We start from the raw sequence: 16,553 nt of genomic DNA on the forward strand, positions 1-16,553 counted from the left end.
TCATGTCTTTCAGGGGGAAAGGGGCAATGATAGCTCAAAGCCCCGCGCTTGATCGCTCCCACGCCCCGCGCGGGAACGATCATGTGGCGTAAGTCAGAGGGCTTCGCGCGATGGCTTGCCGTCCACCAGCCGCTGAATGCGCAGCGGATTACCGTTTTTCAGCGGTTCCGGCAGCAGACTGTCGGGGTAGTTCTGGAAGCACACGGGGCGCAGGAAACGATCGATGGCCAGGGTTCCGACCGATGTGCCGCGAGCATCGGACGTCGCCGGATACGGCCCGCCGTGAACCATCGAATCGCACACTTCAACCCCGGTCGGGTAGCCATTGAGCAGAATCCGTCCGACCTTCTGTTCCAGCAACGGCGTCAGTTCCGGGAACAGCGCGAAGTCTGCCGGCTCGCCGATGATCGTCGCCGTGAGCTGCCCGTGCAGGCCATGCAGTGCAGCGCTCAACTGCGCCTGATCGGCCACTTCGACGATCACCGTGGTCGGGCCGAACACTTCTTCCTGAAGCACTTCATCGCCATCGATCAACAGGCTGACATCGGCCTTGAACAACTGCGGCTGCGCCTGATTGCCCTGTTGCGGATTGCCCGCCAGATGCTCGATGCCGGCGTGGGCCAGGAGTTTTTCCAAGCCTTTGCCGTAGCTGCCGAGGGTGCCGGCATTGAGCATGGTTTGCGCCGCTTGATCTCCGATCAGCGCCGCGACTTGCTCAACAAACGCGGTGAACTGTGGCGAACGGATGCCGATCACCAGACCCGGATTGGTACAGAACTGACCGCAGCCCTGCACCACCGACGCAGTCAGATCGCGAGCGACGGTGTCCGAACGCACGGCCAAAGCCTGGGGCAATACGATCACCGGGTTGATGCTCGACATCTCGGCGAACACCGGAATCGGTTGAGGGCGCGCGGCGGCCATGTCACACAGTGCCCGTCCGCCTCGCAGCGAACCGGTGAAACCCACGGCCTGAATGGCGGGATGCTTGACCAGCCATTCGCCGACGCCACCGCCGTAGATCATGTTGAACACACCGGCCGGCATGGCGGTTTTTTCCGCCGCGCGGATCAGCGCATCAGCGACGAGTTCGGCCGTAGCCATATGACCGCTGTGGGCCTTGAACACCACCGGGCAACCGGCCGCCAGCGCCGACGCGGTATCACCGCCGGCGGTGGAGAATGCCAGTGGAAAGTTGCTTGCACCGAACACCGCCACCGGGCCGAGGCCGATGCGGTACTGGCGCAGATCCGGACGCGGCAGCGGCTGACGATCGGGCAACGGCAGGTCGATGCGTGCACCGTAGAAATCACCGCGTCGCAGGACTTTGGCGAACAAGCGCATCTGGCCACTGGTGCGACCTCTTTCACCTTGAATTCGCCCGGACGGCAGTGCGGTCTCGCGGCAGACCACGGCGACGAAATCATCGCCCAGCGCATCCAGCTCATCGGCAATCGCATCGAGAAACTGCGCGCGGCGTTCGGCGCTGAGGCTGCGATACGCCGGATACGCCGCCGCAGCGGCTTTTGCGGCGGCGTCGACTTCCGCTTCCGTGGCCTGAATGAAATCGTGGGGCAGTGCTTCGCCCGTAGTGGCGTCGACGCTTTGCAGCTTGACGTTGCCCGCCGCGCTGCGACGACCGCCGATGTAGTTGTGACCGAGAATCTGAGTCATGGGATCTCCTTAAAGGGTGCCAATGCTGTCCGGTTCGAATGCCGCTGCGACCGGGGTGATGCCGTTGACCAGCGGTGCGCCGAATTCGGCCTGGCTGATCTCGAACACGTCGCCCGGCTGAGTGCGGATGCCATCGGCGAACGACAGGGTCGCGGTGCCGAAGAAGTGAATGTGCACATCGCCCGGACGCAGGAACTGGCGGTACTTGAAGTGGTGGTATTCGAGGTTCGCCAGGCTGTGGCACATGTTGGCCTCGCCGCTGAGGAACTCGTTCTGCCACAGCACTTCGCCGTCGCGCAGGATGCGGCTGGTGCCCGCCAGGTGTTGAGGCAATTCACCCGTGCGAAGTTCCGGGCCGTAGCTGCAACTGCGCAGTTTCGAGTGGGCCAGGTACAGGTAATTCTTGCGCTCCATGACGTGATCGGAGAACTCGTTGCCCACCGCAAACCCCAGGCGATACGGCTTGCCATCGTGGCCGATGATGTAGAGGCCGGCCATCTCCGGTTCCTCGCCGGCGTCTTCGGCAAACGGCGGCAGCGGGAACGGCTGACCGGGACGCACAACGATGCTGCCGTCGCCCTTGTAGAACCATTCCGGCTGCACGCCCGCCTGCCCCGCCGCCGGTTTGCCGCCCTCCACGCCCCACTTGAAGATGCGCATGGTGTCGGTCATCGCCGCTTCGTCGCCAGCCTGCTGATGCATCTTGTCCCGGGCCGACGCGCTGCCGAGGTGCGTGAGGCCGGTGCCGCTGACCAGCAGGTGCGCCGGATCCGGGTGATCCAGCGGCGGAAGGATCCGCAGTTTGGCGAGCAATTCGGCGTAATCGTGGCTGATGCCCAGACCCAGGGTTTGCACTTGCTGCGCGAGGGTGCTGCCGGCCTCGATCGCGGCCAAAGCAAGATCGCGGACTGTGCGCGCATCCTGCACTTCACGCACCAGACCGCCCTCGACCACCCCGACACGGCGCTCGCCGCTACTCAATTCGAATTGAACCAGATGCATGATGTTCTCCTGTTAAAACAAATCCCGGATCGAAATCAGGTGCGCGTCGCGCCGCGCGCGCTCGCTGCAAATTGCTCGACTGGCAGCACATGCTTGCGCTCGAGCAAGCGATAGACGACACCCGTCAGAATCAGCCCGCACACCATCACCCCGGACAGGAAGTACAGGCCCGAAGCGAGGTTGCCGGTGTATTCCTTCAAGGCGCCGATCACGAACGGGCCGATGTAGCCGCCGAGGTTGCCCACCGAGTTGATCAAGGCAATCCCGGCTGCAGCACTGGCACCAGCGAAGAACCGCCCCGGCAAAGTCCAGAACACCGCCGTGCAGGAAAACAACGCGAACGCCACCAGACACAACGCCGCCAGTTGCGCCACCGGCAACGACAGCCAGGCGCTGAGGAACAGGCCGATCGCGCCCAGCACATAAAGCACCGCCAGATGGCCGTAGCGATCATTCAAACGGTCGGAACTGCGCGGAATGATCAGCAGGCCGATGATCCCGAAGATGTACGGCACCGATGACACGAAACCGGTCACCAGATCGCTGCCGCCGAACTGTTTGATCAGAGTCGGCAGCCATAGGCCCAGACCATAGATGCTCAGCGTGACCGGCAGATAGAACAGCGCCAGCAGCAACACACGTTTGTCTTTCAACGCATGCAGCGGATTGCCGTGACGGGTCTGGCCGTATTCCTGCAGGTCCTTTTTCAGCTCGCCGGTCAACCAGTCCTTCTCGGCCTGGTCCATCCATTTCACTTGCTGCGGGCCGTCCGGCAGCCAGCGCAATACCGGCCAGGTCAGCAAGATCGCCGGGGTGCCGATGACGATGAACAGCCACTGCCAGCCATGCAGGCCGAGGATGCCGTCCATGCCCAGCAGACCGCCGGACACGGGGCCGGTGATCATCATCGCAATGGGTTGGGACAGGATGAACAGCCCGAGGATCTTGCCGCGATGGCGCACCGGAAACCATTGAGTGATGTAGTACAGAACGCCGGGAAAGAACCCCGCCTCCGCCGCGCCGAGCAGAAAGCGCATCACGTAGAAACTGTGCGGGCCCTGGACGAACGCCATGCCGATGGTGATTGCGCCCCAAGTGATCATGATCCGCGCGAACCAGCGCCGCGCGCCGAAGCGTTCGAGCATCAGGTTGCTAGGGATTTCAAACAGAAAGTAGCCGATGAAAAACAGCCCGGCGCCGAGGCCGTAGGCGGCATCGCCAATGCCGATGTCGGCGCCCATGTGCAGCTTGGCGAAGCCGACGGCGGAGCGATCCACATAGGCGATCAAGTACAGCAGGATCAGGAAGGGAATCAGTTTCAGCGTGATGCGCCGGACAAGCCGCAGTTCCTGGCTCATGAGATCGGTCTCCGATTGTTGTTTTTATGGAACCTCGGGGGACGCCTCTCGCTGAAAACCGCCAGGGCCATCCCTCCGTCGAAATCGACTATATAGTAATACTAATTGCGCAACAACACTTCCAAAGCTGCGATTTTGCGCTTATGTTTAGCCGAAGCTCGCAAACAATAGTCTTACAATAAGAGAATCAATCATGTCTGATAAGAAACCCACCCTGCGCTCCGCCCAATGGTTTGGCACGGCCGACAAGAACGGCTTCATGTACCGCAGCTGGATGAAGAATCAGGGCATCGCCGACCATCAGTTCCATGGCAAGCCGATCATAGGCATCTGCAACACCTGGTCAGAGCTGACCCCGTGCAACGCGCACTTCCGCCAGATCGCGGAGCACGTCAAACGCGGGGTGATCGAGGCTGGCGGATTCCCGGTGGAGTTTCCGGTGTTCTCCAACGGCGAATCGAACCTGCGCCCGACCGCCATGCTCACCCGCAACCTGGCGAGCATGGACGTCGAGGAAGCGATTCGCGGCAACCCGATTGACGGCGTGGTGCTGCTGACCGGTTGCGACAAGACCACCCCGGCCCTGCTGATGGGCGCGGCCAGTTGCGACGTGCCGGCGATCGTCGTCACCGGCGGGCCGATGCTCAACGGCAAGCACAAGGGCAAGGACATCGGTTCCGGCACCGTGGTCTGGCAGCTCAGCGAACAGGTCAAGGCCGGCACCATCACGATTGACGATTTCCTCGCGGCCGAGGGCGGCATGTCCCGTTCGGCCGGCACCTGCAACACCATGGGCACCGCGTCGACCATGGCCTGCATGGCCGAAGCACTCGGCACTTCCCTGCCGCACAACGCGGCGATTCCGGCGGTGGATGCGCGACGTTATGTGTTGGCGCACATGTCCGGCATGCGTGCGGTCGAGATGGTGCGTGAAGACTTGAAGCTGTCGAAGATCCTGACCAAGGAAGCCTTCGAAAATGCGATCCGGGTCAACGCAGCCATTGGCGGTTCGACCAACGCGGTGATCCACCTCAAAGCCATCGCCGGGCGCATTGGTGTCGAGCTGGATCTGGATGACTGGACGCGCATCGGTCGTGGCATGCCGACCATCGTCGACCTGCAACCGTCCGGGCGTTTCCTGATGGAAGAGTTCTACTACGCGGGCGGCCTGCCGGCCGTGCTGCGGCGTCTTGGTGAAGCCAATCTGATTCCCAACCCGAACGCGCTGACCGTTAACGGAAAATCCATCGGCGAGAACACCAAGGACGCGCCGATCTACGGTGAAGACGAAGTGATCCGCACCCTCGACAACCCGATCCGCGCCGACGGCGGGATCTGTGTGTTGCGCGGCAACCTGGCGCCGCTGGGCGCAGTGCTCAAACCGTCAGCCGCCACGCCGGAACTGATGCAGCACCGTGGCCGCGCCGTTGTGTTCGAGAACTTCGACATGTACAAGGCGCGGATCAACGACCCGGAACTGGACGTCGATGCGAACTCGATTCTGGTGATGAAGAACTGCGGGCCGAAGGGTTATCCGGGCATGGCCGAAGTCGGCAACATGGGCTTGCCGGCCAAGCTGCTGGCGCAGGGCGTGACCGACATGGTGCGCATCTCCGACGCGCGGATGAGCGGCACGGCTTACGGCACCGTTGTGTTGCACGTTGCCCCAGAAGCCGCAGCGGGCGGGCCTTTGGCGGCGGTGAAGGAAGGTGACTGGATCGAGCTGGACTGTGCCAGCGGGCGTCTGCATCTGGATATTCCGGACGCTGAACTGGCAGCGCGGATGGCGGATCTGCAACCGCCGCAGCAGCTGTTGGTGGGAGGGTATCGTCAGTTGTATATCGACCATGTGCTGCAGGCGGATCAGGGTTGCGATTTCGACTTCCTGGTAGGTTGCCGAGGGGCTGAAGTCCCGCGCCATTCCCACTAACACCGTCATCCCCTTGTGGGAGCCAGCCTGCTGGCGATGGCGATCTGTCAGTTGATATTCATATTGACTGATACACCGCTATCGCGAGCAGGCTCGCTCCCACATTGCTATGATGCGCGGCATCTCCATCGCTCAGGATCGCGCCACTCCCCATGGATTACCGCAAACCTTCCGACCGTAAAAGCATGCACTCGCGCATCGTCCAGGAACTGGGCATGCAGATTGTTTCCGGACGCTTTCTGCCCTGCGACAAACTGCCCGCCGAAGCCCTGCTCTGCGAGGAGTACGCGGTCAGCCGGCCGGTGTTGCGCGAAGCCACGCGAGTGTTGGTCGCCAAGGGCCTGGTGTATTCCAAACCCCGCGTCGGCACCGTGGTCAAGCCGCGCCGCGAATGGCACATGCTCGACCCGGACGTGCTGCACTGGCTGATGCAAAGCAGCCCGCAGAACGAGTTCTTCAACGTCCTGACCAGCGTGCGCAGCATCATCGAACCGGCCGCCGCCGCCCTCGCCGCCCAGCATGCCACCGATGCCGATATCGCGTCGATTGCCGAGGCTTACCAGCGCATGGAAGCCGCACCGACCCCGGAAGCCTTGCTGCAACCGGATCTGGATTTCCATAGCCGGATTGCTGACGCAACCCACAACGACTTGCTGGCCAACCTGTGCAACATGCTTGCGGTGGCGATTGCCGAGGCGTTGAAGCATTCGAATCAGCGGCCGAATCTGCATGAGCTGGCATTGCCTCGGCACAAGGCGATTCTGACGGCCATCGAGAATCGGGATGCGCTGGGGGCGCGGCATGCGACGTTGGTGCAGCTGGATGATGCGCGCAGCGCGCTTAGCGCCGTGCTAGGCACTGAACTTTCCTAAGCCGAGAGACCGCTGGCCCTCACCCTAGCCCTCTCCCGGAGGGAGAGGGAACTGACCGCGATGTCTTGCGTAACACATCGACCTGAAAAACCGAGTCGATTATGGATTCAAAGCAAGTCGTTCAAGTCGGTGTAGTTCTCCAATATCCCCGGATCGGTCCCCTCTCCCTCCGGGAGAGGGCTAGGGTGAGGGGCTTTTGATCTTGCACCATAAAAAAGCCGCAACCCTTCAAGGTTGCGGCTTTTTCATTTCAGCCAACCGGATCAGTGAGCAAACAACGAATTGCCCTTCTGCCCCGCCAGTTTCTCCGGCTTGATCAGGAACTTCGCCAGTGCCGGCAGCAGCCACAGCGCACCGAACATGTTCCACAGCAGCATGAAGGTCAGCATCAGGCCCATGTCGGCCTGGAACTTGATCGCCGAGAAGATCCAGGTGCACACGCCGATGGCCAGGCACAGACCGGTGAACAGCACCGCTTTACCGGTGGATTTGAGGGTCTGGTAATAGGCTTCCTGCAACGGCAGGCCGGCACGCAGGAAACTTTCCAGGCGGCTGTAGATGTAGATGCCGTAGTCCACGCCGATCCCCACGCCCAGCGCCACCACCGGCAGCGTCGCCACCTTCACGCCGATGCCCATGAACGCCATCAGCGCGTTGCCCAGCACCGAGGTCAGCACCAGCGGCAGCACGATGCACAGGGTCGCCGCCCACGAGCGGAAGGTGATCATGCACATGACCGCCACGCAGATGTACACCAGGATCAGGATGGTCAGCTCGGACTTCTTGATCACCTCGTTGGTAGCCGCCTCGATCCCGGCGTTACCGGCGGCGAGGATGAATTCCAGGCCTTCCTTGTTGTTTTCCTTGGCGAAGTCCTGCACCGCATGCACTGCGCGGTCGAGGGTTTCAGCCTTGTGGTCGTTGAGGAACACCAGCACCGGCGCCAGCGAGCAACTGTTGTTGTACAGGCCGTCGGCACGGGCGATGGAGTTGTTCAGCACGTCCGGGTTGCGCGAAAGGGTTTCCCATTTCAGGTTGCCCTCGTTCATGCCCTTGATCATCTGCTTGGACACGGTCACCAGCGAGATCGCCGACTGCACGCCCTCGGTGTTCTGCATCCTCCACATCAGCTCGTCGATCGGCGCCATGGCTTCATAGCGCGAGCAGCCTTCGGACTTGGTCTTGACCATCACCACCAGCACGTCGGAGCTGGTCGAGTAGTTGCTGATGATGAAGTTGTTGTCCTTGTTGTAGCGCGAGTCCGGACGCAGCTCCGGCGCGCCCTGGTCGAGGTCGCCGATCTTCAGGTTCTGGCTGTACCAGAGGCCGCCACCGAAGGCGACCAGCGCCAGGGCGATGGAGATCGGGGCGACTTTCGGGTTGGCAAAGTTCGACAGCAGGCGCCAGAACGGATGTTCGCGGTGCGCGTCCTTCTTGCTCTTGGCGATGGCGCGCTTGCTGATGCCGACATAGGAAATCGCCACCGGCAGCAGGATCAGGTTGGTGAACACGATCACCGCCACGCCGATGGAAGCGCCGATGGCCAGCTCGCGGATCACGCCGATGTCGATGATCAGCAGCGTGATGAAGCCGACGGCGTCCGCCAGAATCGCGATCATCCCCGGCAGGAACAATTGACGGAAGGTCCGCCGTGCGGCGGTCAGGGCGTTGTCGGCCTCGCCGGATTGCAGGGCGATCCCGTTGATTTTCTGCACGCCGTGGGAAATGCCGATGGCGAAGATCAGGAACGGTACCAGCATCGAATACGGATCGAGGCCGAACCCGAAGAAGTGCATCAACCCCAACTGCCAGACCACCGCCACCAGCGTGGTGCTCAACACCGCCACGGTGCTGCGCAGGCAGTTGGTGAACCACAGCAGCAGGATCAGAGTGATGACGAAAGCGATGCCGAAGAACATCACCACCATCACCAGGCCGTCGATCAGGTCGCCGACCTTCTTGGCGAAACCGACAATGTGGATCTTGACGTTGGGGTTCTGCGCTTCGAACTTGTTGCGGATCTTGTCTTCGAGCTCATGGGAGAACTGGCGATAGTCCAGCGCCAGCAGCTTGCCCTGGTCCTGCGGGTCCGGGTAGGACTCCAGCAGCGGGATGTCGACGATGCTCGACTTGAAGTCGTTGGCCACCAGACGCCCGACCTGACCGGACTTGAGCACGTTGTTGCGCAACAGATCGAGGCTGTCCTGGGAGCCGTTGTAGCTCTGCGGGATCACTTCGCCGCCGGCAAAACCTTCCTCGGTGACTTCGGTCCAGCGCACGCTCGGGCTCCACAGCGACTTGAGGCCGGAACGGTCGACGCCGGAGATGTAGAACACCTCGTCGTTGATCTGACGCAGGGTCTCCATGTACTCCTTGGAGAAGATGTCGCCATCCTTCGCTTCCACCGAAATGCGTACGGTATTGCCCAGGTTCGCCAGATCGTTGCGGTGCTCCATCATCTTTTCAATGAACGGATGCTTGAGCGGGATCATCTTTTCGAAACTGGTGGACGGACGGATCAGCGTGGCCTGCCAGAACAGGAAAATGCTGACCAGCAGGCAGATCACGATCACTGCCGGGCGGTTGTTGAAGATCAGGCGCTCGAGAAACGTCGCCTTGTCCTGATGATGAGTGCTCAAGGAAGTCATAGCCCCGCCTTCTTATTATTGATTCGGCTCATTTGCCCAGCTCGGCGCCGTTCGACGAAGTGACCCGAACGCCACCCTGCCCGCTCAGGATCAGATTGCCGTTGCCGGCGGCGGTGACCGACGACAGCGAGATGCGATCCGGACGGTTGAATACGCTGAAGGTTTCGCCGTTGTCACTGCTGCTGACCACCGAGCCGCCGTTGCCGACGATGACGATGGAGCCGTCTTCGAGCAGTGTGGCGCCGGACAGGCCGAACTCCAGCGAACCGCGCGCAGCTTTCAGTTCGACCTGCTCCCAGGTGCTGCCGAAATCGGTGGAGCGGTAAAGGTTGCCGCGCAGACCGTAAGCCAGCAGGGTTTGCGGTTGCGCCGTGCCGATCACGCCGAACAGCGAGCCTTCGTACGGGCCTTCGAGTTTTTCCCAGGTCTGGCCCCAGTCGGCGGAGCGGAACATGCTGCCCGACTCGCCGACGATGAACAGGCCGGCGTCTTTTACCGAAGCGATGGCGTTGAGGTGGAACTGGTCTTCGTTGTCGAGGCGATCGCTGACGTCTTCCCAGTTTTTGCCGCCGTCGGTGGTTTCCAGCAGCGCGCCGTAGGCACCCACGGCCAGACCACTGTTGACGTCCTTGAACCAGACGTCGAGCAGCGGCGATTCGCGCTTGAGGTCTTCGAACTGTTTGGTCCAGGTCAGGCCGCCGTCTTCGCTGGCGAGGATCTGCGCGTCGTGGCCGACGGCCCAGCCGTGCTTGTCATCGACGAAATACACGGCGGTCAGCAACTGGCGGCTCGGCACTTTGGCCTGGGTCCAGGTCTTGCCCTGGTCGTCGGAATAGAGAATGTGCCCGCGATCCCCGACCGCCACCAGCCGGGTTCCGGCGTGAACGACATCGAGCATCAGGCTTTTCGAGGCCTTGGCCGATTCGGTGGAATAGACCACGTCGGCTGGCGCTTCGGCGGCGAGAACCGGCGCCGACAATGTGGCAAAGCCCAGCAGAGAGAGTGCTGTGGCCAGCAACGCGGTGTTGCGTAACGCCGGCGGGCGGCAACGACTCATAGACCTTCCCCTGTTTATTATTGTTGGTCATGGACCTTAAGGGCGCCGCAAGGGTGCTCACGGTGACTGCCTGGTCACAAGCATAGTCCTGAAACCCGCTGTCCAGAGCCCCTTCGGAAGCTGGCTCATCCTATCGGGCATTCGAAACGTCTGACAATCGGCGCAACGTTATCTTTTGTTAACCGAAAGGGACTACAGCGGCAGCTGAATGCGCGGGCATTCGTCCGACTGATGGCAGGGAATCTTGCGAGGGGGACTTGCACGATCGGTATTATGGTATACCATCAGACGCACAGACACTCTTTATCCCCTACGGAGCAGCTCATGAGTTTCGAAATCCGCAAGATCGTCAGCTATGTCGAAGAGACCTTCATTGAAGGCGGCAAGGCGTCCGCCACCCCTGTGACCATGGTCGGGCTGGCCGTCGTGATGAAGAACCCGTGGGTCGGCAATGGCTTTGTCGAAGACCTCAAGCCGCAGATCCGCGCCAATTGCTCCGACCTCGGTGCGATGATGGTCGAGCGTCTGGTGGGCATCATCGGCGGCGCCGAGAAGATCGAGGCCTACGGCAAAGCCGCGGTGGTCGGCGCTGATGGCGAAATCGAGCACGCATCGGCGGTGATCCACACCCTGCGGTTCGGCAACCACTACCGTGAAGCGGTCAAGGCCAAGAGCTACCTGAGCTTCACCAACAAGCGCGGCGGCCCGGGCACTTCGATTCAGATCCCGATGATGCACAAGGATGACGAAGGCCTGCGCTCGCACTACATCACCCTGGAAATGCAGATCGAAGACGCCCCGCGCGCCGACGAAATCGTCGTGGTGCTCGGTTGCGCCGACGGTGGTCGCCTGCACCCGCGCATCGGCAACCGCTACATCGATCTGGAAGAACTGGCCGCCGAAAAAGCCCAGTAATCACAATAAAAAAGGCATTGCAGGAGCGCTCCATGATTCGGCTCACCGCTGAACTCACCCCGGCCGGCACCAGTTATCTGGCGACAGGCATTGGCCAACCCGTGGTGTTGATCCACGGCGTGGGCTTGAACAAAGAAATGTGGGGCGGCCAGATCGTTGGCCTGGCCACGCAATACCAGGTGATCGCCTACGACATGCTCGGCCATGGCGCCAGCCCGCGACCGGCCAGCGGCACCGCCCTGCTCGGCTATGCCGATCAGTTGCTGGAGCTGCTCGACCACCTGCAATTGCCCGAGGCATCGGTGATCGGCTTTTCCATGGGCGGTCTGGTGGCGCGGGCGTTTGCCCTGCATTACCCGGAACGCCTGAAAAGCCTGGTGGTGCTCAACAGCGTGTTCAACCGCAGCGAAGAGCAGCGCGCCGGGGTCATCGCCCGCACTGCGCAGGCCGCCGAGCACGGGCCGGACGCGAATGCCGAAGCGGCGCTGTCGCGCTGGTTCAGCCGCGAATATCAGGCGGCCAACCCGGCGCAGATCGCTGCGATCCGCCAGACCCTGGCCGGCAATGATCCGCAGGGCTACCTGACCACCTACGAACTGTTCGCCACCCAGGACATGTACCGCGCCGACGACCTGGGCAGCATTCAGGCGCCGACGCTGATCGCCACTGGTGAACTGGACCCCGGATCGACCCCGGAAATGGCCGAGCAACTGGCCGCGCGCATTCCCGGCGCGAAGGTTGCCGTGCTGCCCGAGCAACGGCATATGATGCCGGTAGAGTCGCCACGGCTGGTGAACCAGACGCTGCTGGAATTTCTCGACACCGCACACGCCCGACAAAACCATATAAAGGGGATCGTTGCATGACGCTCGCACGCTTCCAGATGTGCATCGGCGGAGAATGGGTCGACGCCCTCTCCGGCAAGACTTTCGAAAGCCTCAACCCGGCGCTGGCCGAACCCTGGGCCGAACTGCCCGACGCTGACGAAGCCGACGTCGAACGCGCGGTGCAGGCCGCACAAACTGCTTTCGACAGCCCGGCCTGGCGTGGTTTGACCGCAACCGCGCGCGGCAAACTGTTACGTCGGCTCGGTGACCTGATCGCCGAAAACAAGGAACAACTGGCGCAACTGGAAAGCCGTGACAACGGCAAACTGATCCGCGAAACCCGGGGTCAGGTCGGTTATCTGCCGGAGTTTTTCCACTACACCGCAGGCCTTGCCGACAAGCTCGAAGGCGGCACCCTGCCGCTGGATAAGCCCGATCTGTTCGCCTACACCGTGCACGAAGCCATGGGTGTGGTCGCCGCGATTATTCCCTGGAACAGCCCGCTTTACCTGACCGCGATCAAACTGGCACCGGCGCTGGCTGCCGGCAATACCATTGTGATCAAGCCGTCCGAGCATGCCTCGGCAACCATTCTGGAACTGGCGCGCCTGGCCCTCGAAGCCGGGATTCCGCCGGGCGTGGTCAACGTCGTCACCGGCTACGGACCGAGCACCGGCGCCGCACTCACCCGTCATCCGCTGATCCGCAAGATCGCCTTCACCGGCGGCGCGGCCACGGCCCGACATGTGGTGCGCAGCAGCGCCGAGAACTTCGCCAAGTTGTCGCTGGAACTGGGCGGTAAATCGCCGAACATCATCTTTGCCGACGCCGATCTCGACAGCGCGATCAACGGTGCGATTGCCGGGATCTACGCGGCGTCCGGGCAGAGTTGCGTATCCGGTTCGCGACTGCTGGTGCAGGACGAAATCTACGACGAGTTCGTCAGCCGACTGGTGGAGCGCGCCCAGCGCATCCGCATCGGCAACCCGCAGGACGACAGCAGCGAAATGGGCCCGATGGCTACCGCGCAGCAACTGGCGGTGGTTGAGGGTCTGGTGGCTGATGCGATTGCCGAAGGCGCGCGTCTGCGTCTGGGCGGCAAGCGGCCGAGCGGCGTCGGTGACGGCTGGTTCTACGAACCGACGCTGTTCGAATGCGACCGCAATTCGATGAAGATCATGCAGGAAGAAGTGTTCGGTCCGGTGGCTTCGGTGATCCGTTTCAAGGATGAAGCCGAAGCGCTGGCGATTGCCAACGACTCGCAGTTCGGCCTCGCTGCCGGCATCTGGACCCGCGATCTGGGCCGCGCCCATCGCCTGGCCCGGGACGTGCGTTCGGGGATCATCTGGGTCAACACCTACCGCGCGGTGTCGGCCATGGCACCGATCGGCGGCTTCAAGAACAGTGGCTATGGACGCGAAAGCGGCATCGATTCGGTGCTGGCCTACACCGAACTGAAAACGGTGTGGATCAACCTCTCCCAGGCGCCGATGCCTGATCCGTTTGTGATGCGTTAGGAGTCCTGCGACATGATCGAACCCGGCATTTACAAAGACGTCATGAGCTCGTTTCCGTCCGGGGTCACGGTGGTCACCACCCTCGACCCGGACGGCGGCATCGTCGGCATCACCGCCAGCGCCTTCAGTGCGCTGTCGATTGATCCGGCGCTGGTGCTGTTCTGCCCCAACTACGCCTCCGACACCTACCCGGTGCTGCGCGACAGCAAGAAGTTCGCGATCCATTTGCTGTCCGCCGACCAGACCGCCGAGGCCTACGCCTTTGCCGGCAAGGGCAAGGACAAGGCCAACGGCATCGAGTGGCATTTGAGCGAACTGGGTAACCCGATCCTCGCCAAGGCCACGGCGATCATCGAGTGCGAACTGTGGCGCGAATACGACGGTGGCGATCACGCGATCATCGTCGGCGCGGTAAAGAACCTGATCCTGCCGGAGCAACCGGTGACGCCGATGATCTATCACAAGGGCAAGCTCGGCGCGTTGCCGACACTGGGTTGAGCGGAGAAACACATGAGCAACGAAAAGTACGAGCAAGGCCTGAAGATCCGCACCCAGGTGCTGGGCGAAGCCTATGTGCAGCGCTCGATCGAGAACGCCGACGACTTCACCCGCCCGCTGCAGGAAATGGTCACCGAATACTGCTGGGGCCACGTCTGGGGACGCGAGGGTCTGTCGCTCAAGGAGCGCAGCATGATCAACCTGGCGATGATCTCGGCGCTCAACCGCCCGCATGAACTGAAACTGCATGTGCGCGGCGCCTTGCGTAACGGCCTGAGTCGTGAGCAAATACGCGAAATTCTGCTTCAGGTCGGTATTTATTGCGGCGTCCCGGCAGCCGTGGACAGTTTCCGGCTCGCCCGTGAAGCCTTCGCCGAAGCCGACGCCGAGGCCTCCAGTTAACCCCTCGGCTGTTTTGATGCCCGTCTGGCATGGACAGCCACCTTAAAGAGCGGACCCCATGAAACGCCTGCCACTCGACGACAGCTTCAAGGTCAATCGCAACCCCGTCACCCTGCGCGAAATCGTGCTGGATAAACTGCGAAGCGCCATCATGAACTTCCAGCTGCTGCCGGGCGATCGCCTGGTGGAGCGCGATCTGTGCGATCGCCTGGGCGTGAGCCGTACGTCGGTGCGTGAAGCCTTGCGTCACCTGGAATCTGAAGGCCTGGTGGAGTTCGCCGACGCCAAGGGCCCGCGGGTAGCGATCATCACCCTCGCCGATGCCGTCGACATCTATGAACTGCGCTGCGTGCTCGAAGGCCTGATCGTTCAGCTCTTTACCCTGCGCGCCAAAGCCAAAGACATCAAGGCCCTGGAAAAAGCCCTCGACGAGAACCGCAAGGCGCTCAAGGACGGCGAGCTGCAACAGGTGATCGACTCGGTGCAGGGTTTCTACGACGTGCTGCTGGAAGGCTCGGGCAACCATGTCGCGGCCACTCAACTGCGTCAGTTGCAGGCGCGCATCAGCTACCTGCGGGCGACGTCGGTGTCACAGGAAAACCGTCGCGGCGCGAGCAACCAGGAAATGGAAAAAATGGTCGAGGCGATCAAGAGCGGCGATCCGCTGGCGGCGCATCAGGCGTGCGTCGATCACGTTCGCGCCGCCGCTGCCGTGGCCCTCGATTATCTGAAGCGCAAACAGGAAGAGACAGGCGCCACTCCACCGATCACCCTGCCCATCGCGCTGAAAGAACCGCGCATAGGTCACTGACATGTTCAGCCCGAGCTTTTGCCCGAAATGCGGTGGCGCTGACCTCGGTCAGCAGGTGCCGCCGGGCGATACGCACGAGCGCCTGATGTGCCGCGGCTGCGGCTACATCCACTATGTAAACCCGAAGATCATCGCCGGCTGCATCATCGAGCAGGACGGCAAATACCTCTTGTGCCAACGGGCGATTCCCCCCCGCCCCGGCACTTGGACCCTGCCCGCCGGTTTCATGGAAAGCGGCGAAACCACCGAACAGGCCGCCCTGCGCGAAGTCTGGGAAGAAAGCGGCGTACGCGCGGAGATCGTCTCGCCTTATTCAATCTTCAGCGTGCCGAAGATCAGCGAGGTCTACATCATCTTCCGCGCACTCGCGCTGGAAATCACTGGCGAGTACGGTCCGGAAACCCTCGCCTGCAAATTCTTCGCCCCCGAAGACATCCCCTGGGAGCAGATCTACTACCCGGCGATCCGGCAGATCCTCGAACGCTACATCGAGGAACGCCAGGCCGGGGTGTATGGCATGTACATGGGCAATGACGACAGCGGCAAGATTCATTTCATGCGTTGATCAGCCGTCACTTGCAAGAGATACAGAGCCCGGCCCGATTCCTCGGTAGATAGGTGCTCAGTCCGGCATCGCACGAATAATATCCGCCAGATCATCTTTGGTGATTTCATTGGCTTTGAGAGCAGCGGAGATGTCTTTCTTGGAGAGCGGGAAACGCTTGAAAATGTCTTTCAAGGTATCGGCATCAATATTGGCCAGCCAAAGAGGATCGATAAAAGAACCGCCATATTCAGGTTTCATTGGGACTTCTTCGTGGGCAATGGCACCTTTGTGATTCAGATACACAACATAACGATCGTGCCCTTCAGGAAAGCTTTTATCGTGATATAGCGTTGTTCCCATCGGCAGGACATAGTAATTGTCATCGCCACCTTGCCCTTCGATCAGCAGTGGCTCTTTAGTTTTAATCATCTTCATAGTGTGTTCCTTTGCAGTATCGCCAAAAATCAGAAAAGCCATAAAGACTGCATTTACAAA

15 protein-coding genes are annotated in these 16,553 nt (G+C 61.6%); 9 read left to right on the plus strand and 6 right to left on the minus strand.

Features of this window, described 5'->3' with window-relative positions:
* Positions 1-93: 93 nt before the first annotated feature.
* From ACODTD_RS07350 to ACODTD_RS07360, 3 genes are read right to left on the minus strand one after another with little or no spacing between them, the layout of a single operon-like run.
* A complete protein-coding gene (locus tag ACODTD_RS07350) occupies positions 94-1,674 on the minus strand; it encodes an aldehyde dehydrogenase (NADP(+)) (RefSeq protein WP_285354527.1) in 1,581 nt (526 codons plus the stop codon).
* A 9-nt stretch (positions 1,675-1,683) separates the two neighbouring features.
* Positions 1,684-2,676 (minus strand): AraD1 family protein, encoded by a 993-nt coding sequence (araD1, locus tag ACODTD_RS07355; RefSeq protein WP_489104671.1) that lies wholly within the window; start codon positions 2,674-2,676, stop codon positions 1,684-1,686.
* 35 nt (positions 2,677-2,711) lie between these two features.
* Entirely contained in the window at positions 2,712-4,034 is a 1,323-nt protein-coding gene (locus ACODTD_RS07360) for an MFS transporter (RefSeq protein ID WP_201819208.1), read from the minus strand.
* Between the two features lie 193 nt (positions 4,035-4,227).
* Here ACODTD_RS07360 and ACODTD_RS07365 point away from each other — a divergent pair, with 193 nt between their 5' ends.
* Both ACODTD_RS07365 and ACODTD_RS07370 read left to right on the plus strand, forming a co-directional pair.
* A complete protein-coding gene (locus tag ACODTD_RS07365; RefSeq protein WP_011334608.1) occupies positions 4,228-5,964 on the plus strand; it encodes an IlvD/Edd family dehydratase in 1,737 nt (578 codons plus the stop codon).
* 152 nt (positions 5,965-6,116) lie between these two features.
* On the plus strand, positions 6,117-6,836 hold the full coding sequence (locus ACODTD_RS07370; RefSeq protein WP_201819207.1) for a FadR/GntR family transcriptional regulator: 720 nt from the start codon (positions 6,117-6,119) through the stop codon (positions 6,834-6,836).
* A gap of 263 nt (positions 6,837-7,099) precedes the next feature.
* On the opposite strand, the gene ACODTD_RS07375 is transcribed toward ACODTD_RS07370, so the two are convergent.
* The gene (locus ACODTD_RS07375; RefSeq protein ID WP_489104672.1) at positions 7,100-9,484 is read right to left on the minus strand and encodes an efflux RND transporter permease subunit; all 2,385 of its coding nucleotides are present in this window, start codon (positions 9,482-9,484) and stop codon (positions 7,100-7,102) included.
* A 28-nt stretch (positions 9,485-9,512) separates the two neighbouring features.
* The gene (locus ACODTD_RS07380; RefSeq protein ID WP_085603070.1) at positions 9,513-10,541 is read right to left on the minus strand and encodes a WD40/YVTN/BNR-like repeat-containing protein; all 1,029 of its coding nucleotides are present in this window, start codon (positions 10,539-10,541) and stop codon (positions 9,513-9,515) included.
* Between the two features lie 324 nt (positions 10,542-10,865).
* On the opposite strand from ACODTD_RS07380, the gene ACODTD_RS07385 reads away from it, so the two are divergent.
* Genes ACODTD_RS07385 through ACODTD_RS07415 form a run of 7 tightly spaced genes read left to right on the plus strand, consistent with a single transcriptional unit; the run spans position 10,866 to position 16,076 of the window.
* A complete protein-coding gene (locus tag ACODTD_RS07385; RefSeq protein ID WP_489104673.1) occupies positions 10,866-11,456 on the plus strand; it encodes an amino acid synthesis family protein in 591 nt (196 codons plus the stop codon).
* 32 nt (positions 11,457-11,488) lie between these two features.
* Positions 11,489-12,322, plus strand: coding sequence for an alpha/beta fold hydrolase (locus ACODTD_RS07390; protein ID WP_201819203.1), 834 nt, complete (start codon positions 11,489-11,491; stop codon positions 12,320-12,322).
* Positions 12,319-13,800, plus strand: coding sequence for an aldehyde dehydrogenase (locus ACODTD_RS07395; protein WP_085603065.1), 1,482 nt, complete (start codon positions 12,319-12,321; stop codon positions 13,798-13,800). Before ACODTD_RS07390 ends, ACODTD_RS07395 begins: the two co-directional genes overlap by 4 nt.
* Positions 13,801-13,812: 12 nt before the next feature.
* Positions 13,813-14,298: a flavin reductase family protein gene (locus ACODTD_RS07400; protein ID WP_007957406.1), complete on the plus strand. Its 486-nt coding sequence runs from the start codon at positions 13,813-13,815 to the stop codon at positions 14,296-14,298.
* Between the two features lie 12 nt (positions 14,299-14,310).
* Positions 14,311-14,700 (plus strand): carboxymuconolactone decarboxylase family protein, encoded by a 390-nt coding sequence (locus tag ACODTD_RS07405; RefSeq protein ID WP_007957404.1) that lies wholly within the window; start codon positions 14,311-14,313, stop codon positions 14,698-14,700.
* Positions 14,701-14,758: 58 nt separating this feature from the next.
* Positions 14,759-15,511, plus strand: coding sequence for a GntR family transcriptional regulator (locus ACODTD_RS07410; protein WP_011334614.1), 753 nt, complete (start codon positions 14,759-14,761; stop codon positions 15,509-15,511).
* A 1-nt stretch (position 15,512) separates the two neighbouring features.
* Positions 15,513-16,076 carry an NUDIX hydrolase gene (locus ACODTD_RS07415; protein WP_011334615.1) on the plus strand — a complete coding sequence of 188 codons (564 nt, stop codon included), beginning with the start codon at positions 15,513-15,515 and terminating at the stop codon, positions 16,074-16,076.
* 57 nt (positions 16,077-16,133) lie between these two features.
* Here the strand turns inward: ACODTD_RS07415 and ACODTD_RS07420 are convergent, their stop codons facing one another.
* Positions 16,134-16,493 (minus strand): hypothetical protein, encoded by a 360-nt coding sequence (locus ACODTD_RS07420; protein WP_236676608.1) that lies wholly within the window; start codon positions 16,491-16,493, stop codon positions 16,134-16,136.
* Between the last annotated feature and the right edge of the window lie 60 nt (positions 16,494-16,553).

The sequence above is a fragment of the Pseudomonas sp. FG35 genome (genome assembly GCF_057809295.1).